Source organism: Corynebacterium sp. c24Ua_83 (genome assembly GCF_039907245.1).
Classification (GTDB): domain Bacteria; phylum Actinomycetota; class Actinomycetes; order Mycobacteriales; family Mycobacteriaceae; genus Corynebacterium.
In genome coordinates, this window is the sequence record NZ_JASBOI010000005.1 from 1 (window position 1) to 22081 (window position 22081).

20 protein-coding genes and 2 tRNA genes are annotated in these 22081 nt (G+C 60.7%); 10 read left to right on the forward strand and 12 right to left on the reverse strand.

Annotated elements, in window-relative coordinates; all coding sequences use genetic code 11:
- Positions 1-4: 4 nt before the first annotated feature.
- Positions 5-75, reverse strand: a tRNA-Gly gene (locus tag QKE30_RS05200).
- A 112-nt stretch (positions 76-187) separates the two neighbouring features.
- A tRNA-Thr gene (locus QKE30_RS05205) sits at positions 188-260 on the reverse strand.
- A gap of 169 nt (positions 261-429) precedes the next feature.
- On the opposite strand from QKE30_RS05205, the gene QKE30_RS05210 reads away from it, so the two are divergent.
- The 5 genes from QKE30_RS05210 to otsB all read left to right on the forward strand — a co-directional run bounded on the left by QKE30_RS05210 (position 430) and on the right by otsB (position 5363).
- The gene (locus tag QKE30_RS05210; RefSeq protein ID WP_347934320.1) at positions 430-2049 is read left to right on the forward strand and encodes a threonine/serine exporter family protein; all 1620 of its coding nucleotides are present in this window, start codon (positions 430-432) and stop codon (positions 2047-2049) included.
- A 70-nt stretch (positions 2050-2119) separates the two neighbouring features.
- Positions 2120-2527, forward strand: coding sequence for a hypothetical protein (locus QKE30_RS05215; RefSeq protein WP_070487281.1), 408 nt, complete (start codon positions 2120-2122; stop codon positions 2525-2527).
- A gap of 46 nt (positions 2528-2573) precedes the next feature.
- A complete protein-coding gene (locus tag QKE30_RS05220; RefSeq protein WP_347934270.1) occupies positions 2574-4040 on the forward strand; it encodes a trehalose-6-phosphate synthase in 1467 nt (488 codons plus the stop codon).
- Complete coding sequence (locus QKE30_RS05225; RefSeq protein ID WP_347934271.1) at positions 4040-4522, forward strand: hypothetical protein; 483 nt, start codon at positions 4040-4042, stop codon at positions 4520-4522. Before QKE30_RS05220 ends, QKE30_RS05225 begins: the two co-directional genes overlap by 1 nt.
- Before the next feature lie 4 nt (positions 4523-4526).
- On the forward strand, positions 4527-5363 hold the full coding sequence (gene otsB / locus QKE30_RS05230) for a trehalose-phosphatase (protein WP_347934272.1): 837 nt from the start codon (positions 4527-4529) through the stop codon (positions 5361-5363).
- Here the strand turns inward: otsB and QKE30_RS05235 are convergent.
- Positions 5328-6437: a LacI family DNA-binding transcriptional regulator gene (locus QKE30_RS05235; RefSeq protein ID WP_347934273.1), complete on the reverse strand. Its 1110-nt coding sequence runs from the start codon at positions 6435-6437 to the stop codon at positions 5328-5330. The genes otsB and QKE30_RS05235 overlap by 36 nt on opposite strands.
- Before the next feature lie 138 nt (positions 6438-6575).
- Here QKE30_RS05235 and QKE30_RS05240 point away from each other — a divergent pair, with 138 nt between their 5' ends.
- The 4 genes from QKE30_RS05240 (at position 6576) to QKE30_RS05255 (ending at position 10967) form a co-directional block, all read left to right on the forward strand.
- Positions 6576-7589, forward strand: coding sequence for a zinc ABC transporter substrate-binding protein (locus tag QKE30_RS05240; protein ID WP_347934321.1), 1014 nt, complete (start codon positions 6576-6578; stop codon positions 7587-7589).
- Entirely contained in the window at positions 7589-8290 is a 702-nt protein-coding gene (locus QKE30_RS05245; protein ID WP_347934274.1) for a metal ABC transporter ATP-binding protein, read from the forward strand. Before QKE30_RS05240 ends, QKE30_RS05245 begins: the two co-directional genes overlap by 1 nt.
- Complete coding sequence (locus QKE30_RS05250; RefSeq protein ID WP_035004658.1) at positions 8287-9225, forward strand: metal ABC transporter permease; 939 nt, start codon at positions 8287-8289, stop codon at positions 9223-9225. Before QKE30_RS05245 ends, QKE30_RS05250 begins: the two co-directional genes overlap by 4 nt.
- 86 nt (positions 9226-9311) lie before the next feature.
- Positions 9312-10967, forward strand: a complete 1656-nt coding sequence (locus QKE30_RS05255; RefSeq protein WP_347934275.1) for a carboxylesterase family protein — start codon at positions 9312-9314, stop codon at positions 10965-10967.
- 45 nt (positions 10968-11012) lie between these two features.
- Here the strand turns inward: QKE30_RS05255 and rlmB are convergent, their stop codons facing one another.
- The 8 genes from rlmB to QKE30_RS05295 form a co-directional block, all read right to left on the reverse strand.
- Complete coding sequence (rlmB, locus tag QKE30_RS05260) at positions 11013-11969, reverse strand: 23S rRNA (guanosine(2251)-2'-O)-methyltransferase RlmB (RefSeq protein WP_347934276.1); 957 nt, start codon at positions 11967-11969, stop codon at positions 11013-11015.
- A gap of 203 nt (positions 11970-12172) precedes the next feature.
- Positions 12173-13045 carry an HtaA domain-containing protein gene (locus QKE30_RS05265; protein WP_296108901.1) on the reverse strand — a complete coding sequence of 291 codons (873 nt, stop codon included), beginning with the start codon at positions 13043-13045 and terminating at the stop codon, positions 12173-12175.
- A complete protein-coding gene (locus tag QKE30_RS05270) occupies positions 13042-13716 on the reverse strand; it encodes a biliverdin-producing heme oxygenase (RefSeq protein ID WP_347934277.1) in 675 nt (224 codons plus the stop codon). Before QKE30_RS05270 ends, QKE30_RS05265 begins: the two co-directional genes overlap by 4 nt.
- 80 nt (positions 13717-13796) lie before the next feature.
- Positions 13797-14867, reverse strand: a complete 1071-nt coding sequence (locus QKE30_RS05275; protein WP_347934278.1) for an HtaA domain-containing protein — start codon at positions 14865-14867, stop codon at positions 13797-13799.
- A gap of 5 nt (positions 14868-14872) precedes the next feature.
- Positions 14873-15745, reverse strand: coding sequence for a heme ABC transporter ATP-binding protein (locus tag QKE30_RS05280; protein WP_005296738.1), 873 nt, complete (start codon positions 15743-15745; stop codon positions 14873-14875).
- Positions 15746-15777: 32 nt separating this feature from the next.
- Positions 15778-16827 carry an iron ABC transporter permease gene (locus tag QKE30_RS05285; RefSeq protein WP_005296741.1) on the reverse strand — a complete coding sequence of 350 codons (1050 nt, stop codon included), beginning with the start codon at positions 16825-16827 and terminating at the stop codon, positions 15778-15780.
- The gene (locus QKE30_RS05290) at positions 16811-17878 is read right to left on the reverse strand and encodes an ABC transporter substrate-binding protein (protein WP_172457320.1); all 1068 of its coding nucleotides are present in this window, start codon (positions 17876-17878) and stop codon (positions 16811-16813) included. The genes QKE30_RS05285 and QKE30_RS05290 overlap by 17 nt, the downstream gene beginning before the upstream one ends.
- Before the next feature lie 72 nt (positions 17879-17950).
- Positions 17951-19885 carry an HtaA domain-containing protein gene (locus QKE30_RS05295; RefSeq protein WP_347934279.1) on the reverse strand — a complete coding sequence of 645 codons (1935 nt, stop codon included), beginning with the start codon at positions 19883-19885 and terminating at the stop codon, positions 17951-17953.
- Positions 19886-20094: 209 nt separating this feature from the next.
- Between QKE30_RS05295 and QKE30_RS05300 the strand changes: the two genes are divergently transcribed.
- Positions 20095-20682, forward strand: coding sequence for a hypothetical protein (locus QKE30_RS05300; protein WP_011273026.1), 588 nt, complete (start codon positions 20095-20097; stop codon positions 20680-20682).
- Here QKE30_RS05300 and cysS read toward each other — a convergent pair.
- On the reverse strand, positions 20639-22075 hold the full coding sequence (cysS, locus tag QKE30_RS05305) for a cysteine--tRNA ligase (RefSeq protein ID WP_347934280.1): 1437 nt from the start codon (positions 22073-22075) through the stop codon (positions 20639-20641). The genes QKE30_RS05300 and cysS overlap by 44 nt on opposite strands.
- Between the last annotated feature and the right edge of the window lie 6 nt (positions 22076-22081).

Consider the following 22081-nt stretch of genomic DNA (forward strand, 5'->3'; position numbering starts at 1 on the left):
TTTGAGCCGGCGACGAGAATCGAACTCGCACTCTCAGCTTGGGAAGCTGATGTTCTACCACTAAACTACGCCGGCAGTTCCAGCACACGGGGGTTGCATCAGTACAGCCCGCCACGTGCTGTCGAATACTCTAGCACCAGGGGTTCCGCCGCCACGATAAGCGGGCGAATTCCCTGGGCGCGAGGTGAGCTGGAGACGAGACTTGAACTCGCAACCTACGGTTTACAAGACCGTTGCGCTACCGATTGCGCCACTCCAGCACTGATCCACCTTCAAACGCGAGCTCTAGCAACCGGCGACGACCGGGGGCTCACCCGCAGGCGATGGACTTTCCAAGCCTAGCAAGCCACACCTGTGAACAGTAAAACTTCCCCGCTGCACCCCATCCCACCTGGGGGAACAGGCTCTTGTGAAATCTCCCTAGCCCCGATGTACGGTGTGGGAGTGTCTAGTTTCATGTCGAGAGCATTGAGGAAGAGCTCTGATCTGCTATTTTCCGGCAACCGGGCAACTATCGATGCTATCCGCTTAGCGCCGCCGCCATCCCCTTTGGCGCCGGTGGATCTTTCCGATCCCGTGAAGATCCACGCAGTGATGGACCTGGCCAGCCGCATCGGCGACCAACTCCTCACCGCGGGCACCAGCAATTCGGATGCGAAGGCGCAGATCCGAAGCATCATGAGTGCCTACGGCCTGAACAATACGCACGTCGACATCACGTTGAACACGATCTACGTCTACTCGCGCTTCAACGAAAACACCCCGCCGACGAACATGTTCCGCGTGGTGCGGCAGCTTTCGACGGATTTCTCCCGCATCACTGAGGTCGACCGCCTCATCCGCTCGATCGTCGCGGGCGCCACTCCCCTGGAGATGGCGCAGAAGATCCTCTTCGACATTGAAACTTCCCTACTGCCCTACCGCAACCGCTATGCGCTGGCCAGCTGGGGTGGGTTCGCCGCTGCCGTCGCCCTGCTGCTCGGTGGTGGTTGGGCCGTGGCGATTGTTGCTGGCATCACCACGATCTTCACCATGTTCGCCAACGCCTGGTTGGCCTCGAAGTCCCTGCCGCTGTTCTTCCAGAACGTCCTCGGCGGTTTTGCGGCGGTGATCCCGGCGGCGGTGACGTATTCGATTGCGGATCGGATCGATTTCTACCTGCCGCCCTCGCTGATTATCGGTTCTTCTATTGTCGCCCTGCTTGCGGGGTTGACCCTGGTCCAGGCGCTACAGGACGGCATAACGGGCGCCCCGGTCACCTCCGCTGCACGTTTCTATGAGACGGTTCTGCAGACCGGCGGCATCATTACCGGCATTGCTGCCGGTATTCAGACGATGGCCGTCATGGGCATTACCCTGCCACCGCTGGATACGACTCATACCTCGGGCGTGCTGGGGTCGGTGACCATTCAGATCATCTCGGGCGCTGTGGCCACGGCATTCTTCTGCAGCGCCTGCTTCTGCGAGCGACGCGCCACCGTGGTCGCCAGCCTGACGGCCTTAATCGCCTCGCTGGCGCTGTTCAGTGTGACGAACGTGCTCAACTGGCCCGGCACCTTCGGCACCGCAATGGCCGCCCTGGTCGTCGGCCTGGCCGGTGGTCTGCTTTCCCGTCGCTACATGATTCCCCCGCAGATCACCGCTGCCGCGGGCATCACCCCGTTCCTGCCCGGCCTGGCACTGTACCGGGGCATGAGCTCCGTCCTCAACGACCAATTCGTCGTCGGTATGTCCAACCTGGGCCTCGCGCTGACAACCGCGACCGCGCTGGCTGCGGGCGTGGTACTGGGCGAGTGGATCGCCCGCCGCATTCGCCGCCCCCGCATCCTGCACCGTTACCAGCAGTTGCGGCGCCCCCGCGTGGATCCCCGACGGACGAACCAGAACAAGCCCCGGATGGGCGCCGACGGACGGGTGCGCCAGCCCCTGCACTGGCGTAGGCGCCGCAAGAGCGCGTCGAAGAGTACGTGGCAGCTGGATAGCGAGATGCGCGCGGCGGAGGGCGAAGAACAGTCCGAAGACCACCCGGCGGACACGAGCGAACACTAAATCGCGTAAAATATTTAAAGTTGAGACTTAAAGTTCCGTACGTCGACTTTGTAGAAATGGGGTCAGGCTCGTGCCTCCGAAGGTCACCGACAACCGTTCCGCCAACAATGAATCCCTGCACGCGGTAGAAGCGGAAACCGCACAGGCAGCGCAGCGCATCGTCGCGACCTTCTCCGAGGACTTCCTCGACGCTGCAACGCTGATGTGCATGCTGGGCGTGGAGCCGGAGGGTCTGATCCACCGCCGCGTGGTTGCCGAGCTCGAGGAGGCGGAGCAGGAGGCCAAGAAGTCCACCCGCAAGACCACCAAGAAGGCCGCAAAGAAGACTGCCAAGAAGTCGACGAAGAAGACCACCAAGAAGGCCGCGAAAAAGACGACCAAGAAGGCCGCCAAGAAGTCGACGAAGAAGACCACCAAGAAGGCCGCAAAGAAAACCACTAAGAAGACGGCGAAGAAGGCCACTAAGGCTAGCGAGTAGCACGTAGCGAATAAACCGCCTAATTGCACCGACACGGGTGATACACATGCAGTCCGATTTTCTGGTTGTAGCCAATCGCCTTCCCGTCGACCGCAACGTGGATAGCTCCACCGGGGAGGTCACGTGGGTTCCTTCTCCGGGTGGGCTGGTCACCGCGCTGAAGCCGGTGCTGGAATCCAACCGCGGCGCGTGGATCGGCTGGCCGGGGGCAACGGACGAGGTCGCGGCCGAGGATATGCCCGCGCCGGAGGAAGCCGGCATCCAGATGGTTCCGGTGAACCTGGACGCGCAGGATTTCGCGCAGTTCTACGAGGGTTTTTCCAATGCCACCCTGTGGCCCCTGTACCACGACCTGATCGTGCATCCCACTTACGATAAGCGCTGGTGGGAGCGCTATCAGCAGGTTAATCAGCGCTTTGCCCAGGCGGCGGCGGATACGGCCGCGCAGAACGCAACCGTCTGGGTGCAGGATTATCAGCTGCACCTGGTTCCCGGGCAGCTACGCGAACTACGCGACGATGTCTGCATCGGCTTTTTCCTGCACATCCCCTTCCCCGCCCCGGAGCTTTTCCGTCAGCTGCCGTGGCGCCGCCAGGTGTTGGACGGCACGCTGGGCGCGGACGTGGTGGGCTTTCACACCCAGGATTCCGCGCGGAACTTCATGGTGGCGCTGCGGGCCATGGATTATTCGGTGCAGATCGTGGACGATTCCGAGTCCGCGAACTTCCTGCGCGGCGCCCGCCTGCCGGAGGAAGCGCAGGTGGTCGGCACCGTCACGCTGGATTCTGGCCGCCAGGTCAAGGTGGGAGTGTTCCCCATTTCCATCGACTCCGCGAAGGTAAACGCGCAGGCCAATCAGCCGGACGTGCTGGCCCAGGCCAGCGACCTGCGAGCCCGCCTGGGCAATCCGAAAGTACTGATCGCGGGCGTGGATCGCCTGGACTACACCAAGGGCATCCAGCATCGGCTAGAGGCCATCGAGTTCCTCTTGGACTCCGGCCGCCTGGCTCCGGAAGACGTGGCCATGGTGCAGGTCGCCACTCCTTCGCGCGAGCGCCTGGATGATTATCGGCGCACCCGCCAGCAGGTAGAGGCCATCGTTTCCCGCATCAACGGCAACCACGGCAGCCTGGGGCGTTCGCTGATCCACTACATGCACTCCGGCCTACCGTTCGAGCAGATCGTGGCGCTGTACACTGCGGCGGACGTCATGCTGATCACCCCGCTGAAGGATGGCATGAACCTGGTGGCTAAGGAGTATGTGGCCTGCCACTCGGATGGTTCAGGGGCACTGGTGCTCTCGGAGTTCGCGGGCGCGGCGACCCAGCTGGTGCAGGCGTACCTGTGCAATCCGCACGATGTCGATTCCATCGCCGACGCGCTGCAGCTGGCCATCGAGGACGAGCCTGCGAATAAGATTCGCCGCATGCGCCAGATGTGGGAGCACCTGCAGGATCACGACGTCAACCGTTGGGCCGATGCGTTTTTACAGCAGCTGCGGGAGGTTGAATAATGCGCCGTGCCGCTAGTTTCCTCGCGCTTGGTCTAAGCGCTGCAACCGTGGCCGGTCTTTCGGCGTGTTCTGATCCGGAGGCGCCGCTGGGCAACTCCCAGTGGCAGGTTTCGGCGATCTACGATTCGGACGTGCGTGGCGGCCTACTGCCGGAGGCTCAGCAGGGCCGCAGTTACTTGATCTTCGGCATGGAATCGCTGAACGGCGCCAGCGGCTGCGTCCACTTGACCGGAAACGTGGAGTGGAAGGACGAGTCCATACACATCACCGACTTTTCCTCCTCCCGCATCGACGGCGCCCAGTGCCTGCCGGGCGACGAGGACACTGCCGACCGCCTGAAGTCCGTCCTCAACGACCAGGACCTCACCTACACCCGCCCTTCCGATAATTCGCTGAAGCTGCAGCAGCCCGCGCCGGAGGACAAGCAGGATTGGCAGTCCGTCCCGGCGGTTGAGTTCATTAGCGGTCCGCAGGAGGGTTAGGCGCATGGATGGTTCGTTACTGCCCCTTCTTTCTGACGCCGACCTCTCCGGCCTGGCCGCCACTCCAGACTTACTGGTAGCGATGGATTTCGACGGCACCCTGGCTCACTTCTCGGACGAGCCCACGGGCGTGCATGCCGTGCCGGGTGCAATGGAAGCCCTGGAGGGGCTGGCGGAGTTGCCGAACACGGTGGCGATGGTGATTTCCGGGCGCAACTTGGAGCAGCTTGCGCATGCGACGATGCTGCCGGTGCACGGCCCGGTGCGCCTGGTCGGCAGCCACGGTGCGGAACCCGCCGACGGTGGCACGGCGAACCTAAGCCCAGAGCAGCAAGCCTGGCTGGGCGAGCTGCGTTCCCACACGGAGGGCATTGCCGCTAAGCACGAGGGCGCGTGGGTGGAGGTCAAGCCCCTGGCGGTGGGACTGCACACCCGCCTGGTGTCAGATAAGGAACTGGCTGCACAGTTGAATCAGCGCCTGGCGAACTTCGCTGCCACCAGCGAGCTTTCTCACGTGACGTGGGGCAAGGACATCTTGGAGGTCGCGGTGGATAAGACCACCAAGGGCTCCTACATCGAGGATTTCCGCCGTGCCTACGCACGCCAGCACGACCGGGAGCTGCGAGTGCTATTCGCGGGGGATGACACGACGGACGAGACGGCGCTCTCCACGCTGCGTTACTCCCCTGCCACCGCGCCGGCCACCGCGCCCGCCCCGGACATCGGCATCCGCGTCGGCGGCGGCGAAACCTCCGCCACGCACCGCTTGGACACCCCGGAGGATGTCCGGGATTTCCTGCAGGATCTACTGCGGCGCCGCGACGGACGTTCCGCGGATTAGCTCAGTCTCCAGCAGCACGCTCGGCGCCACAGCTCGACGAGCGGGCTTGGCCGGATTTTCACTCAGCCGCTGTTCGATGAGCTCGGCAAGCATATTGCCGCTCTCCAGTCCCTTGTCTTTGCTGGGTTGGCGGACGGTTGTGATGTGGGCGTCAATAGCTTCGGGAATACCGTCGAAGCCCGTAACAGAGAGCTGACCCGGCACGTCGATCCCCTGCTCGGCCGCGTAACGCACCACCCCGAGGGCCTGCGAGTCGGTGGTGCAGGCGACGGCGGTGAGCTCGGGGTGGTTGGTTAGCAGCTCCTGGGCTGCTTCGAAGGCGGTCTGGGGATTGTTGATGTGCCGTTCGACGATGGGTGCCTGCGAGATCCCGGCTTCCTCCAGCACGTCCAGGATTCCCAGCACTCGCGAGCGCTGTACGTGCATGTGCGCACCCTGGATGCGTTCGTCGCTTACTGGGCCGTTGTTGGGGGTGCGGTCCAGGCGGATGCACAGCACGCCAATGTGGCGGTGGCCTGCGTCGACGAGCTCGCGGATGGCGGGCTTGATGGCCTCGCGGTCGTCGATGCCCACGAAAGGATCGCCCACTCCGGCGGGCTGGTCGCACACCACGGTAGGCAGACCACGGTTGCGCACGGCGGCCAGGTACGGGTCATCGGCCGCCACGGAGTAAACGATGAATCCGTCCACGCTGGCCTGGTTCACCAGCTGCGCGGGGCGGTCGGCGGTGGGGTTATCGTCCACACCCGCCGGGATAAGCAGCATGGAGGCGTCCATCGATCCGCAGCTCACCGACACACCGGAGACGAATTCCAGCGAGGCCTGGTCTTCGAACGCATAGGGCAGCTCTTCAGTCAGCAGCACGCCGATCGCCCCTGCCCGGCGCGTACGTAGCGAGCGTGCCATCGGGTCTGGCCCTGGGTAGCCGACCTTCGCCGCGACGTGCAGGATCTTGTCGCGCAGCTCGGGCGAAAGCTGGTCCGGGCGGTTGTACGCATTGGACACCGTGGTGCGCGAAACGCCCAGTTCGGCCGCGATGGAGGCCAAGGTGCCGCGCCGTGCTGGTCTGTTCATTCTCTTAAGGGTAGTCGCCGGTCCTTTTTTCTTGGGGGTTGACGCCACCTTCCCCGGCCTGCCGTGGAGTTCCGTTGATGTTTCACCTTCATATTGACGATCATTTTCGTGACCAGTAACCTCGGAAGAATGAAGAAAATGGTTGCCAATTTCGCAGCAGTGTTTAGTATCGCAACGTTGGCTTTGGGCGTGACCGCCTGCGCCGGTGGCTCCGAAGATTCCGCCGCCGACGGCGACAAGATCAAGCTGGTCGCCTCCACGTCCATCTGGGGCAGCATCGCGGAAAACATCACCGAGGGGAACGATGACGTTGAGGTAACCACCATCCTCAGCAGCAAGGACGACGATCCGCACGAGTACGAGGCCACTGCCCGCGACATCGCGGCGGTCAAGGACGCAGACATTGTGGTCGCCAACGGTGCGGGCTACGACAACTGGCTGACCGACAACGTGGAGGAGGGCACTCCGCTGGTTACGGCCCAGCCGCTGGCCGAGGCGCACCACCACGGCGACGAGGGACACGACCACGGTCATGACCACGGGCACGGCGAAGATGCCGAGCACGATGAACACGAGGGTCACGACCATGAGCATGGTGACGAGCACGGTCACCAGCATGGCGACGAGCACGGTCACGAGGGGCACGACCACGGTGGAGCCAACCCCCACGTCTGGTTCGACCTGGACGTCGTCTCTGAGTTCGAGCAGAAGCTCTCCGCCGAGCTGCACAAGCTGAACTCCGACATCCCGGAATCCAACGAGGATGTAACCAAGAAGACTGACGAGCTGAAGCAGCGCATCGAGAAGCTGAGCGGCAAGAACGTAATCCTCACCGAGTCCGTCGCCGCTGAACTGGTAGACGATTCCGAGCTGAAGGACATCACCCCGGAGGGCTTTGCCCACTCGGTGAATAACGAGTCCGAGCCTTCCGCCGCAGACCTGGCGGCCACCCGCCAGCTGATCACGGACAAGAAGGCAGACATCCTCATCACTAACGAGCAGTCGGAAACCCCGGCGGCCGAACAGCTGACCGACGCTGCCAAGGAAGCTGGCATTAAGGTAGTAAACGTCAACGAAACCCCCGATGAGGGTCAAGACTACTTCGAGTACGCCGACGCCCTGATCAAGCAATTGGAGGAAGCAACCAAGTAATGGTTCTCGCTCTCCGCGAAGCGGCAGTCGAACCCCTCTGGCGCGACCTCAACCTCGAGGTCGCGCCGGGGGAGTTTTTGGCTATTTTAGGCCCCAACGGAGTGGGAAAATCCACCCTGCTGAACGTCGCCCTCGGCACCCGCAAACTCAGCCGCGGCAGCGTCAAGGTGACGGACAAGCTGGGCTACATCCCCCAGCAAAGGATGTTCGACCCCACCGTCCCGCTACGCGCGAGAGATCTGGTTGGCCTCGCGCTCGCAGCGGGCGTCATAAAGAATAGGCGACCGAAGAAAGCCCAGGTAGACGCGGCGCTGGAAGAAGTAGGTGCGACCGGCCTGGCCAATCGGCGGGTCGGCGAGCTATCCGGCGGGCAGCAACAACTGATCCGGCAGGCACAGGCGATGGCGCAGGATCCAGAGCTACTGCTGTGCGACGAGCCGCTGCTCTCCCTGGACCTGCGCGCACAGAAGAAGACCGTGGAACTGCTGGATCGCAGGCGGCGGGAGCACAACACGGCAATCGTGTTCGTGACCCACGGAATCAATCCGATCCTTAACGTGACCGACCGGGTGCTATACCTCGCTCCGCACGGCCACACGATCGGCACGGTGGATGAGGTAATGAACAGCGAGACGCTCTCCCGCCTGTACCAGACGGACGTGAAGGTAGTGAACGTAGACGGAAAGCTGGTGGTCGTATGAGTAGCCAATTCCACACCGGCGACTGGTGGGAGGACACCCTCGCGCTGCTTTCGGTGGACTTCGTGCAGAACGCGCTGTTGGCGGCGCTGCTGCTCGGCATCGTCTCCGGTGCGATTGCCCCGCTGATCGTGATGCGGAAGATGAGCTTCGCCGCGCACTCCACCGGAGAGCTGGCGCTGATGGGAGCCGCCGCCGCGCTTTTGTTCGGCTTTAGCGTGAGCTGGGGCGCGCTAATCGGCGCTGTGCTGGCCGCGGTGGCGTTGACCGCGCTGGGGCAAAGGGAGCAGGACGCCATCGTGGCGGTGATCTTGAGCTTCGGCATGGGCCTATCCGTGCTGTTTATTTACCTCTACCCCGGCAGGTCTTCCGCGGCGTTTAGCCTGCTGACAGGCCAGATTGTGGGCGTGAGCTCCGCTTCGCTTGGCATCCTGGCGGTGCTGGCAGTGCTGGTGGTGGTGACGATGGCACTCCTGTGGCGGCCGCTACTGTTCGCCACGGTGGATCCGGTGCTGGCCGCAGCCTCGGGCGTGAAGGTGCGCGTACTGGCGCTGGTGTTCGCTGCCCTGATCGGTGTGGTGGCCAGCCAGGGCGTGCAGATCGTCGGCGCCCTGCTGTTGATCGCGCTGCTGATTACTCCGGGCGCGGCGGCGGTGAAGGTAACCAGCAACCCGGTGTTGGCCGTGGTGCTGTCGGGCGTTTTCTCCGTGGTGTCGGCGGTCGGCGGGCTGGTGGCCTCGCTGGCCCCGGGGCTGCCGGTTTCGGTGTTCGTGACTACCTTGAGCTTTGTGATCTACCTGATCTGCCGCGGGATCGCGTGGATACGTTCCCGGAATGTGCAGGCGGATGCGGTGCGGGCGCGGGAGTATTCGGCTGCTGGCGAGTCGCTCTCGAAGCAAACCAGCAACGAGGCCGCAGGTCACGCGCACCACGCCTAGGTCGGCCGGGCGGGCAAACCGCATAAAAACATAAGCACCGCCCCGGAAGAGGGACAGGGGCAGCGCGGCTCGTTAAGGTAGCACTTGTGATTACCGAGACAACAGCCAACGCACAACCCACCAACCCCTGGATCGTCCGCACCACCACCGGACTGGTCAAAGGCCACGCGGAAACCGGCGTGACCGCCTTCCGCGGAATCCCCTACGCCGAGAAACCCATCGGCGAGCGCCGCTTCCGCCGAGCCGAACCCATCGCCCCATGGGAGGGCGTGTTCAACGCCGCCACCTCCGGCGATGCGTGCTCGCAGTACCGCCCGGCGCGCAAGTCCGCCGGCAATTGGGAAGGCACGGAGGATTGCCTCTGGCTGAACGTGGTGGTCCCCCGCCCTGCGAAGTCCCCTACCCAAGCGATCGACCCGGAAGCCGGCCGTCCGGTGGTGGTCTACTTCCACGGCGGGTCGAACATCCACGGCTCGGCGAACAAGCCCCTGCTTTCCGGCGAGTACTTCGCCCAGGCCATCGATTGTGTGTACGTGGCCGTAAACTACCGCGTGGGCATCTTCGGCCAGCTAGCCCTGGGCGAAGGCACGCACACTCCGGAGGGCATGGATAGCAACGCGGGCCACTCCGACCTGCTGACGGCTCTGCGCTGGATCCACGACAACGCCCGTGCCTTCGGCGGCGACCCGGACCGCATAACCATCATGGGCGAATCCAGTGGTGGCTCCATGGTCACCGCACTGATGGCTACCCCCTCCGCGAAGGGTCTGTTCAGCGCGGCCATCGCGCAATCCCCCGCCCCGATGATCGTCCACACCCGGGCGAATGCGAAGTATTGGACGGACTTCGCCGCCCGCTGGCTGCACCGCATGCGCGCGGAAGAATCCCTGCCGCTGGACCAACGCACCCCGGTTCGCCAGGCACCACCGGAGCTCAGCGACGAGGAGCTTGCAGCCGCCACCGAAGACTTGCTGACCGCCGAGCACGCAATCTTGGGTCGCCTCTCGGACGAGATCGTGCGCTTCCACGCGGACAACCCGATTTCCAAGGCCGGCCCGTTTGCTCCGGTTATCGACGGTGACCTGCTGCCGGAACACCCGCTATCCCCCGGCGCGATGATGGACGTGCCCCTGCTGATCGGCACGAACCGCAACGAGTACGACATGATGCACCTGGAGCCGAAGCGTAGCTCCATGCAGTACATGCGCACGCGCACGTTCGCCCACGCGATTTCCGGCGCCGATGCTCAGGCCACCAACATCTTGGAGCAGCACTATGGTGGCCCGAAGTCCCGCAAGCTCAAGGGACGTTTCTTCGGCGATGCGCTGTTCACCGGCCCCTCCTGGTACTTGGCGCAGAATCACCCGAGCGACCGGGCGTGGGTCTACCGACTGGATACCACCACCCCGTTCCTGCGCTATTCCGGCATGGGTGCGATGCACGCCCTGGATCTGCCGATCCTCTTCCAGCGCTATGACCAGGACAAGGGGCGCATTGCCGTGCTACTGGGCGGCCGCGACGAGATGCGCGCCACCACCGTCGCCATGCAGTCGCGGTGGAGGCAGTTCGTGCACTCTCACGACCCCGGTTTCGATCCCTATTCGCTGGGCTTCGCCACGCAGGTTTTTGACGCCCACTTCCCCACCGGTGAGGAAACCATCTACGACCCACAACCCGAACTGCGGGAAGCCTGGGCGCAAGTCCAGTGGGATAAGCAGGAGGAAATGTTCGGCGAGGGCTAATGATCAGCTAGGGCTGGGACCGGCTGCTGCTGGGACGAAGGGGCGTCACTTAGCAACGCGACGCTGGCGGGCGAACTCGCTGAGCACCACGCCCGCAGCTACCGACGCATTGAGGGATTCCACCCACTTGGCCATGGGGATCGACATGATCGTGTCGCAAGTTTCCGAAACCAGGCGAGACAGGCCCTTGCCCTCCGAGCCGACGACGATGACGGTCGGAGTGGTGCCGTCGTAGGTATCGAGGGTGTGGTCGCCGCCGGCATCCAGGCCCACGACCTGGTAGCCGGCCTGCTGGAACTGCTTCAGGGAACGCACCATGTTGGTGGCCTTCGCCACCGGCAGGCGCGCGGCCGTGCCCGCGGAGGTGCGCCAAGCGACGGCGGTAACTGAGGCGCTGCGGCGCTCCGGGATGATCACGCCGTGGCCGCCGAATGCCGCTACGGAGCGGATAACCGCACCGAGGTTGCGCGGGTCGGTGATGTTATCCAGCGCGATGACCAGACCGGGCTGGGGTGCAGAGGCAGCCTGCTGAATCAGGTCCTCTACCTGCGTGTACTGGTAGGGCGGGATCTGCAGGCCAATCCCCTGGTGCATACCGTTGCCGGTCATGCGATCCAGCTCGGCGCGGGAAACCTCCAGCACAGAAATGCCTCGGTCGGCGCAGGTGTGGACGGCCTCGGCCAGGCGCTCGTCGTTCTTGGTGCCCTCCGCGACGTACAGCGCGGTGGCGGGGACCTTGGCGTGCAGGCACTCGATCACCGGGTTGCGGCCGACCACCAGCTCCACCTGGTTCTCGTCCTTTGCGAAGCGGTCGTGCGCACCAGATGCCCGGCGCTTGGCGGCCTGCTTGCGCTTGTAAGCGGCGTGGTAGACGCGATCCTCCGCCTTCGGCGTGGCCCCTTTGCCCCGCAGGCTGCGGCGCCCCTGGCCACCGGAGCCCTTGGTTGCGCCCTTCTTGTTCTTCTTGCGCACGCCTCCGCTGCGCTGGGTGTTGCCCGCCACTGTGATTGCCCCTCTTACCTGGTCGACTACGTGCGTTTGTGTATGTTACTTCCCGGCACGCAAAACTGGAACCAGGCTCACGAGAACGTGGACAGCAAAGCACCCCACCTGCTGTGAATTTGTTGCTTCCATTACCAATCTTGCCGGCAGCAGCTGAAACGAGCAATAGTTCTTCGCAGATGGGGTGGTACGATGCTTTCCTTCTAGGCAGTGATGCCGAAGTTCTTCAAAACTCCTCGCCAATCCACGGGCCCGAAGGCCAGTGCCCCTACCCCAATCACTGCCACAATGGCGGCGATCACACCGGCCGCGATGCCAAGGGACGAGTTTTTGGAACTGCCGCTAGAAGAACCGGAGAATCCGCTTGCACTTCCCTGCAGTTCCTGCGGGGTTACATCTTCTATCTGCTTGCCATCGTCATAGTCCAGCAGCAGGTCAACGTCCGCGCCCTCCAGCTGCTCGCCCTCGTTGTAGCGGAGTAGAGATCTCTGCAATCCGATACCGGCCGTTGTGGGACGGTTCTGGGCAACGAGATCCTTACCCGGATCAATCGGGGCTTCCAGGGTGAAGGTCACGATTACTTCATCGTCGCCGCGCTTGTCTAGCTGTGTAGGATCGTTCGCCGTGTTACCGGAAAGGGAGTAGTCCCCAATAAGCGATACCGCCTGACCTGTGACATTCAACTTCAAGTCGAAGTAAGAGACATCCAAAGCTGGCCCGCCGTTCTTACCAAGACCTTTGTATGCGGTCACATGTGCGCTGCCGTCCAGGGCAATCGTGCCATTCCCCTGCGGGTCCAGCTTCGTTTCTTGGGTGTTGACCGGGAACACAAACTGGTTTCCCTTAAACTCCGCACCTCCATCACCGATGACAGTCCCCCTAGCGACCGGCCCCTGCACATGCTTAAGGAAAGAGGTTTTGATCGGCCAAGCAAAAGCACCGGCTTCTAACACTGGGGCGGACACTTCCTCTGCCTGTGCTACAGGAACCGCCATGCCGCTTAACGCGACGGAACCGGCCAAGGCGCTGGCAACGAAGTGGCGGGAAGTGGACTTGGACAAGAAAGGTGGATTCACGCGCAGACTCCGTAAAGATCTGTGAACAGTGCAAAATTCATACCAAAAGCATCGATGGCTTCCTCAATCAATTCGGAACGCTGCTGCGGTGTGAGTGGCAGGCTATCGAGGCGCTGCCGGTAGTTGGTTCGGTACGGAGGGATCTTGCCAATAGCGGAGAAGTCATAGAACTTCAATGCCTCGGGATCGACATCGTAGAGGTCTGCTACACGCGCAGCGATAACCTGACCGCCGGAAATATCCCCGAGGTAGCGGACATAGTGGTGAGCGATCACTCGTACAACGTCTTGTTCCCCGAAAGAGTCGAGTCGATCTACATACCGCCGGGTGGCGGGCAGTAGTTCAAGTTGTTTGCGCCAATCGGAGCCGAGGCAATACGTCAGATCGTGGTCCAACGAAGCGCGACGTTGCAGGCGCGGATCTGCAATAACCGACCCGATGGGAGTGCCGGAGACTCTGTCTACAGCGTTCTCCAGAGCGCTGTAGACAAACCAGAGTTGTCCCGAAAGCGCATACACCGCTTGAGCGTCAAGCTCGCCTTTGAAAAGGGTGCTCATGAACTCAGAGCCTTCTGCGCGCCCGTGCGCCTCCGCAGTGGCATTGCGCAGTGCCTGAGAAATCGGCTCGGCTGTGTTAAAGCTTGTGTTTGAAAGTGTGGAGGTCGAAGCCATCACGTTATTCCTTTCGAAAAAGTTTCAAGGTCCGCGTGGAATCTGAAATTGGTCGCTGAACGAGAACAGGGAACTCGTTATTAGCGCAAGTTGTGGTGGCGCAGGAATTCATCAATCTTCTTGTGAATGCCATCGAGAGCGCCAGACACGTTGATCGCGTGTCCAATGATCGCCAACATGCCTAGGATTCCGACCGTGCCAAGAATGTAGTTCCACACCTTTCCAAACTTGCCCAACGAACCTTGGCCTTGCCCCTGGTCGTCCGGGTTACTCGGGTTATCCGGGTTGTCCGGGTTGTCCGGGTTGTCCGGGTTGTCCGAGTTGTCCGGGTTGTCCGAGTTGTCCGGGCCGGAACCACCTTCATCATCCGGATTCGGCTCCCCTGGCGATTCACATTTCTTCTCGGTGGTCAGAGAAACATTGATGTCATCCAGCTCTGGCTTGTAGTCCGCCGAGTAAATGCCCATGAATAGGACGTCTACGCCCTTCACAATGTTCTTGTCCCCATCCGTTCCTGGCTTAGGAACGTAGGTCATGCTGCTTGCATCCAGCGTGACAGTATCCCCGTTGACCTTCCAGTCTCCGTTACCCTTCGAGAACACGTCCCTGCCGGAAACTTTGTTCTTTTCGATACGGTCCTCAGGCGTATATTCAGTCATGTGCTTGCCAGGCACGTAGTATCCCTCATAGCTGGCGCCGCCCTGAATACTAGCTCCCTCGGCCGTGATGTAAGGGGACTTGAAGTTCGAGTACAACGCGCCATGATGGCCTTCGAAAACGACATCGGACGGCTTGGTGCCGATCTCTGCCTTGGTTACGTTGCCCTCGGAATCGACCTCAATGCTAGATACACTTGGGTCTACCTGGAATTGGAATTGGAAGTCCTTGGACTTCTTGTTGGCAGGATCAGATTCCTTAACCTCCCCCTTCGTCTCCCAGCTTCCCTTAGCGATATTCCCCAGAATGTAGCTGCGGAAACTCTCCTTCAATCCCCAGTTGAAGGTACCGCCAGTGATAACAGTTTTGCATTCAGGTTGAGCTTGAGATGCGCCATCCTGTGCCGATGCAACGGGTACGGAAAGTGCAGCAGTGCCCAGGGCGAAAGTCATCACAGTGCCGAGCATGACATTTCGAGTTGACTTAATAGACATGAGAATTACTCCTGATGAATGGATCCTAGGGACTTAGCCCTAGTGAATGGAATGGATTGATATGCAGAAAGCAGTCGAGCTACTGCAGCTGGCGGATCCCTCCGCCGCGGACGAACAGAGACGTCATTATCCGCACTGCGGACAACTTCGATGGGCCAGTCATAAACGCTGGAGAGAATCTCGTCGGTATAGACCGAATCAACCGATCCAGCGGCGGCAATTCGCCCATTCGATAGACAGACGATGTGATCGCAATACGCCGCAGCTGCGTCGAGGTCATGCAACACAATCACCACCGCAGTTCCAACTCTGTGAGCGATCTGCTGCATCAAGCTCAAGACTTGTTCCTGATGACGGATATCCATCGCCGCGGTCGGCTCGTCTAACAACACCACCGGTGTTTGCTGGGCCAAAACTCGGGACAACGCAACCCGAGCACGTTCGCCACCGGAAAGAGTGACGATGTCACGAACTGCCAACGCAGTGGAACCGGTGGCGTCCAGAGCAGCGTCAACAATGAGCTCATCCACACTGCTATCGACTGTCCCTCGCCACGGTCGCCGTCCCATCGCCACAACATCTCGAACAAGAAACTCAAACGCGACTTGGACATCCTGAAGCAACACCGCACGGCGCTGCGCCATTGCCCTTGCATCGGCCCGAGAGGGGTCTAATCCGGCGACGGAAACCACACCCTCAGTAGGTTTAATATCCCCAGACAGCGCGGCGAGCAGCGTCGACTTACCAGCACCATTCGGCCCAATGAGCCCTGTGACCTCGCCGGCACGAGCGACAAAACTAATGTCACTGAGCAACCGCTTGGCACCAACGTCGACGGCGAGGCCAGATACCTCAATGGCCTTATCGCCGATAGCCATACTGTTAGTAGTCGCATCGCTACCGTGAGCACTCATGCGTGCATCCCCTTTCGCATCATTCGGCGCAGCAGAACGAAGAAAGTCGGGCCGCCGACAAGGGCAGTGAAGATGCCAATCGGCAAATCTGCGAATTCAATCAACGTGCGGGCAGCCACATCGGCCAGACCAATCAAGACCGCCCCGCCAAGCGCAGAAGCAGGGATGAGGAGATAATTCTCCGGCCCCATGACCGTTCGCAACAGGTGCGGGATAATCAGCCCTACGAAGCCGATGAGCCCAGCAAAGGCAACTGCACCTGCAGTGAGTACGGTCGCAGCGATGATCACAATCGCTCTCAATTGACTTACATTGATCCCTGTGTGACCAGCGGCTTTCTCACCCAAAGCAAGCACGTCTAGTGCCCCACCCATCCGTAGGGCTACGGCAATTCCCACCATCGTGATCGGCAAAACCGCCCAAACGTGCTTCCACTGGGCACCATTTAGGGATCCCATCTGCCAAAAGATGATCTCTTCCCGACTTGCGGTCGGAGCCAAATAGACCATGAAGGAGATAATTGCTCCACACACGGCATTGACGGCGATACCTGTGAGAACCAGATTGATAACCACAACTCGGCCTTGACTTCGTGCTAGCTGGTAAATCAGGCCAGCGGCAACCAATGCGGAAAGAAAGGCGAAGAACGGAACGGTGAACGTGCCGAAGAAAGCAAGGTTAAAGACGATTGCCAACGCCGCACCAACCCCGGCGCCCGAGGTCACGCCAATAATCGATGGCTCGGCCAGAGGGTTGGCAAACACCGCCTGCATCAATGTTCCAGCCACACCCAAGCATGCGCCGACTAGGAACCCCAGCAGGATGCGCGGCAAGCGAATATCCCACACTACGCTGGAGGCCAGACCTGAATGATGGTCTTTCCCCAGCAAGATTGAACCTAAATCCTGCAGTGGCACGTAGTACTGTCCAAGCACGATCGATAGCACCGCAGCAACAAGCATTAGCACCACCAGTGCACCGAAAATCCCTACCCATCGGCGCGTTCGCGCCCGGAGAAACTCGTTCGTATTAACCGTGTGGGTCATATAACGCCTTCGCTGTCCGCAAAAGTGTTTGCCCAGTCATGGGGCCGAACGCCAACGATTGACCATCTGGAATCGTGATTACGCGCCGCTTCTGTCCTGCCGTGGTTTGAGCTATGCCGGGGCGTTTGAGCAGGCCTTCGATCCCTCCGGTGGATTCCAACCCGCCGGTCATCATGATGAACGCATCTGGGTTTAACCTAGCTAGCGACTCCGCATTGGCTGGTTCGATGTAGGAAAGGTTGTTCTCCGTCCCCACGTCAACCGCACCAACGCCCTCGATCAGGTCTTTTGCTCCGGTCCCTTCGCCCATGATGAAGAACACTCCACCATTTCCACGGGCATAAAGGAATGCCACCCGCATCGGTGTAGAGGGCACCATCTTCTTGATGGTCTCTTTATCCAGATTAATTTCCTCGACTGTGCGATCCGCAAGCTTTTCCGCATCCTCCGGGAGGCCCACGACAGCACCGAGCGTGGTGATGTCCTCGGCTACCGAATCGATCGTGCGGGTCGGTTCCATGACCACGGTGGTCACGCCCGCTTGACGAATCTGATCGATAGCGTCCCGTGGCCCGATGGAGTGGTCCACGATGACGATATCCGGCTCCAACGACAACACGGCTTCCACGTTGATGTTGTGCCCACCTTGAGTGACCACTGGCCTGTCGGCCAAGATGTTTTCAGTAGAAGAGACCGTGCGGCCTACAATCCGATCGGCAAGACCCAGGCCAGTAAGGGTTTTAGTGTAAGTACCGTACAGGTCAAGAGCCAGAATCCGATCGAGCTTATTAACCTTGACATCGTGGCCGTCTGCGTCGGTCAGCTCCACCGGCAGCTTCGGGGATGGATTCTTGGTCACAGGCTCCACATCCGTGAAGTCCTTGACCTCCGAAACGCCCTCAAAGCTACGAGGATCCTGCAGATCAGCAGCATTCTTGATGTCGTTTCGCAGAGCAGCATCAGCTTCGGATTCATAGGCGCCCTTAACGCCACACGCAGCGATGCTAGCCGTGCAGATAAACAACACACAGGTGCGGAACGCTAACCGCACAGTTCGATTAAGAACAATGGACATTAAAACGTGCTTTCTAACTGAGCAGTGTCTTGCCACCTAGTAGGCGGATTAAGACGGATTACTTACAACCAGTCGACCGATGCTTCCACCTGCGACGATGACTCCTACGATCAATCCGAGAAGGTAAGTAGCCGGGTTCTCATCCTGACCCTCAGCCGCAGCAGGCTTAACCTTGAATTTGCTCGATCCGTTTTCGTACCCCGCCGATGAAGAATCGCCGTCGACGCCATTGCCGGAACCGTCCTTATTGCCGGCGAGCTTCGCGGCGGCAGCATTGTGCGCAGCAGAAGAACCACCGCCCGATCCACCCGCACTCGATCCAGATGCTGTCGTACCGCCCACTGCGTCGCAGTCACCCTGGCCACCTAGCTGGGCGCTGAAAGATATGGGCGCTAGTTGAGTTCCCGGATCGTAAAATTCGGCGAAAGCCACAGAGCCATCCTGGGTCAGCGATACACTCGCCTCTCCGCTTACTGAGTTATCCGAGATATCAAGGGAACTAAAGCTCAGGTCTCCCAGCACTGTGCGCCCGAAGTCTCGCTTCTCCCCTTCCATGTTTGAAGAACGAACATCGGCAACAAGCCTTCCTGTTCCACCGTTGAACTGGATCTCCGGATTCGCAATGTTCAGGTCGAGAATTCCGTTGTGACCGGTGAATTGCATCGCGCCACCATAGGAAATCGTTCCCTGCTGAGAAGACGTATCGACGTTGCCGCCGTTGCCGGTGAACTGATACTTGCCGCCGCTGTATCCGACCCCGCTCAAATCCCACTTGCCCTTAGCGATAGAGCCGGTGATGTACGACTGGAAGGATTCCTTCAGAGCCCACGATGCCTTGGCGCTTTCGACTGCCTTGACCGACTCGCAGTGCAGGTCTCCACCGCCACCAGCTGCTCTACCTGCTGTGGCACCGCCCCGGGTTGTTCCGCCTCCGCTGGCGGCCGACCCGCCGCCTGTTCCGCCGTTTCGCGCACCACTGTTCCCTGCTCCAAGCGATGTTCCGCCAGAGGCCGATCCACCACCAGAACCGGAGTTGGAGTTAGAGTTCGTTCCGGAGGTAGAGCTAGTTCCGGAGTCGCTTCCGCTAGAAGATCCGTTCTTTACGCTCCCGCGATTGACGAAAGATTCATACTCGTCCAAGAAGGCTTGGGAGTTACCCATGAAAGTGGTCAGGGCGTTCATCGTGTCGTTCGTCTCAGACAGAATTCCCATAGCTTCCTTGTTAAAGCCGGTGAAGTTGCCATCGATCGTGGTCAGCGTGCGCTTTTCGCCCGATCCCGAGCCACTGCCCGAATCTGATCCACAGCTGCCGTCCAAAGCCACTGAGCCACTGGTTGGATCCATCGAGGTTCCCGCATTGTAAGCGAGAAACAGCCGGCTGCCACCTTGAGTAAGTGTCGTAGAACCAGAAAGGTTCACGCTCCCTGAGCCAGGGGTCACCGGGGTGGACAGATTCACCTTGGCGATGACTTCATCGTCGCCAGTGATTTTGGCTCCTCGCTTGCTCTTATTGACCATGTCCGACTCATAGGAGACATAGTCCACCAGAATCTCGGCGGTTTTTCCCTTTGCGCGCACCTTCCAATCGGAGAGCGTCATATCTAACAGGTCATCACCGCCATAGTTGTGGCCGTTGAAACGGAGAACTCCGTTGAGCGGAACCGTCACCGTATCACCGTTTACCTGGGGCTTTTGGGGGCGGAACTGGAAGGCTCCATTCGGGCCGGTCTTATCGCCATTAAAGCCGATACCGTCGCCACCCCATCCGCCTTTAGCGACAGGGCCTTGGATATAGGCACGGTAGCTCTGCTTGATACCCCAATTGAATTCACAGGTTCCCGCCGCTGAGGCAACGGGGGTAGCGACCGTGGTAAATGCTACGGGAGCGAAGGCAAGTACGGAGGTGGCAGCCACGGCCGTGGATGCGCGGACGAACAACCGTCGCAAGGAGCCTCGACGTGATCCAAACGGTGAAAGATGCATGCTGATCCTACTCAAAACTGAAACATCAAAAGATTTGCGCCGCCTTACCTCTACCCAGGTTTTACCCATTAGCTTAGGATAGTGTTACCTTAATTAGGTAAGGCTCGACTTAGCTGAAAGTATCATGAGTAAGCCTAAGAGACGAAAGCATCTTGTGTTTAGTTTCGTCCCCCACCCCCACCTCTCACCCCCGAGAAAGGACGCGAAGAATGACCGCATACACCCCGGCCCCTCTGGCCAACCTCTACCCTGAAGTAGACCCCCACCAGGCAATTCCGCTTTCCGCGACCGAACGCTTTGCCCTAACCGTATCGATCGGCGTGATGGCATACGGCGCAGTAGTCGGCGACTTCATTATCGCCGGAGTCGGGCTGGCACTAGTCGCCATCGCATGCGTCGTATGTTCTCAGAAAACGCAGCGCCGGATCCGCTCCCAAGCCCGCAGCCGCTTCCCCAGCGAGGACTGGGTCGAATACAGAACCGCAAACAGGTTGAATCTGAACCTCTTCCTCCCCCTGTGTATCGGCTCCATCGGCGCCCTGATTGTGGCCGGTTTTTGGTACATCCCGCCGGAGCACGCAACACTGGGCGGCATCATCATCGCCATCGTTTCTGCCGCCACCATTTGGTTCTTGCCAGGCCTGAACCCCATGTGGTCGAACGACGAAGAATATTTCGTACCCGAAGAAATGTATGACGACGAGGTCGAGCTTCCGGGATCAGAGTTACAACCCGACGAGTACGTCTATGGAACTACCCCTTCAGCGACCACTTCGCGCCATCGGCTGTATCCGTAACCTCGATGCCGGCCTCGGCCAGGCGGTCGCGCACCTCGTCGGCGGTGGCCCAGTCCTTGGCCGCGCGGGCCTCGGCACGGCGCTCCAACTCGGCCTTCACCAGCACATCCAGGGCGCCCATCGCCACATCAGAACCGCCAGCAGCGGCCTTGGTGGATTCCAGCCACGTCTCGCTCAGTGGATCCACGCCCAACACGGCAGCCATCGCACGAACCTGCCCGGCGATCTCCTTAACCTGCCGCTTCGCCTCGTCCGTAGGCTTTGCATCCAGTAGCTTGTTGCCCTCGCGGACCACGTCGTGGATCACAGCCAACGACTGCGGCACGGCCAGGTCGTCGTCCATCTTCTCCGCGAACTGTTCCGGCACTTCGCCCACCGGCAGCGCCTGCGGGTCCACAGCGGTCTCTCCGGTGACGTACTCAATAGCGCGCACCAGGAACTTCTCGATACGGCGGTAGCCCGCAGCGGCCTCACCCAGCGCAGCCTCAGAGTACTCCAACATCGAACGGTAGTGCGCGCTGCCCAGGTAGTAGCGCAGCTCAACCGGACGCACCAGCTTCAGCACGTTCGGGATAGAAAGCACGTTGCCCAGAGACTTCGACATCTTCTCGCCGGACATCGTCACCCAGCCGTTGTGCATCCAGTAGCGCGCGAAACCGTCGCCCGCTGCGGTCGCCTGCGCGGCCTCGTTCTCGTGGTGCGGGAACTGCAGATCCAACCCGCCGCAGTGGATGTCGAACTCACTGCCCAGGTAAGTCGTGGCCATCGCGGAGCACTCGATGTGCCAGCCCGGGCGACCACGACCCCACGGGGTGTCCCAGGCCGGCTCACTCGGCTTGGCTGCCTTCCACATGGTGAAGTCGCGCGGGTCGCGCTTGCCGGTCCCCGCGGATTCACCCTGATCCATCTCGTCCAGCTTCTGGCCGGACAGGAAACCGTAGTTATCGATCGTCGCGGGTTGCGCGTACACGTTGCCGTCTGCGGCGTAGCCGTGGCCGTTGTCGATGATGCGCTGCATGTACTCGATCATCTGCGGTACGTGCCCGGTAGCGCGGGGCTCGATGGAAGGTGGGGTGACGCCCAACTGGTCATAAGCCCAGTTAAACGCGCGCTCGTGCGTGGCTGCCCACTCCCACCACGGGCGGTTGTTCTCCGCGGCCTTGGTCAGGATCTTGTCATCAATATCGGTGACGTTCCTTACGAAAGCGACGTCCAGTCCCTTGGCCTCTAGCCAGTTGCGCAGAATGTCAAAAGCAACTCCGCTGCGCACATGCCCGATGTGCGGGATCGACTGCACGGTCGCTCCACACAGATAGATCGAGGCATGGCCTTCACGGATGAGCTCAAAGTCGCGGAGCTGGCGGGCGGCAGTGTCGTAAATTCGCAAAGTCACACCACA

What these genes read in the sequence shown, in the direction of transcription:
- QKE30_RS05270 (WP_347934277.1), bottom strand. Translation starts at nt 13,716, where the DNA reads ATGGCTTCGACCTCCACACTTTCAAACACAAGCTTTAACACAGCCGAG.
- QKE30_RS05245 (WP_347934274.1), top strand. Translation starts at nt 7,589, where the DNA reads ATGGTTCTCGCTCTCCGCGAAGCGGCAGTCGAACCCCTCTGGCGCGAC.
- QKE30_RS05300 (WP_011273026.1), top strand. Translation starts at nt 20,095, where the DNA reads ATGACCGCATACACCCCGGCCCCTCTGGCCAACCTCTACCCTGAAGTA.
- QKE30_RS05295 (WP_347934279.1), bottom strand. Translation starts at nt 19,885, where the DNA reads ATGCATCTTTCACCGTTTGGATCACGTCGAGGCTCCTTGCGACGGTTG.
- QKE30_RS05210 (WP_347934320.1), top strand. Translation starts at nt 430, where the DNA reads ATGTACGGTGTGGGAGTGTCTAGTTTCATGTCGAGAGCATTGAGGAAG.
- QKE30_RS05235 (WP_347934273.1), bottom strand. Translation starts at nt 6,437, where the DNA reads ATGAACAGACCAGCACGGCGCGGCACCTTGGCCTCCATCGCGGCCGAA.
- QKE30_RS05225 (WP_347934271.1), top strand. Translation starts at nt 4,040, where the DNA reads ATGCGCCGTGCCGCTAGTTTCCTCGCGCTTGGTCTAAGCGCTGCAACC.
- QKE30_RS05275 (WP_347934278.1), bottom strand. Translation starts at nt 14,867, where the DNA reads ATGTCTATTAAGTCAACTCGAAATGTCATGCTCGGCACTGTGATGACT.
- QKE30_RS05240 (WP_347934321.1), top strand. Translation starts at nt 6,576, where the DNA reads ATGGTTGCCAATTTCGCAGCAGTGTTTAGTATCGCAACGTTGGCTTTG.
- QKE30_RS05220 (WP_347934270.1), top strand. Translation starts at nt 2,574, where the DNA reads ATGCAGTCCGATTTTCTGGTTGTAGCCAATCGCCTTCCCGTCGACCGC.
- QKE30_RS05250 (WP_035004658.1), top strand. Translation starts at nt 8,287, where the DNA reads ATGAGTAGCCAATTCCACACCGGCGACTGGTGGGAGGACACCCTCGCG.
- otsB (WP_347934272.1), top strand. Translation starts at nt 4,527, where the DNA reads ATGGATGGTTCGTTACTGCCCCTTCTTTCTGACGCCGACCTCTCCGGC.
- QKE30_RS05280 (WP_005296738.1), bottom strand. Translation starts at nt 15,745, where the DNA reads ATGGCTATCGGCGATAAGGCCATTGAGGTATCTGGCCTCGCCGTCGAC.
- QKE30_RS05285 (WP_005296741.1), bottom strand. Translation starts at nt 16,827, where the DNA reads ATGACCCACACGGTTAATACGAACGAGTTTCTCCGGGCGCGAACGCGC.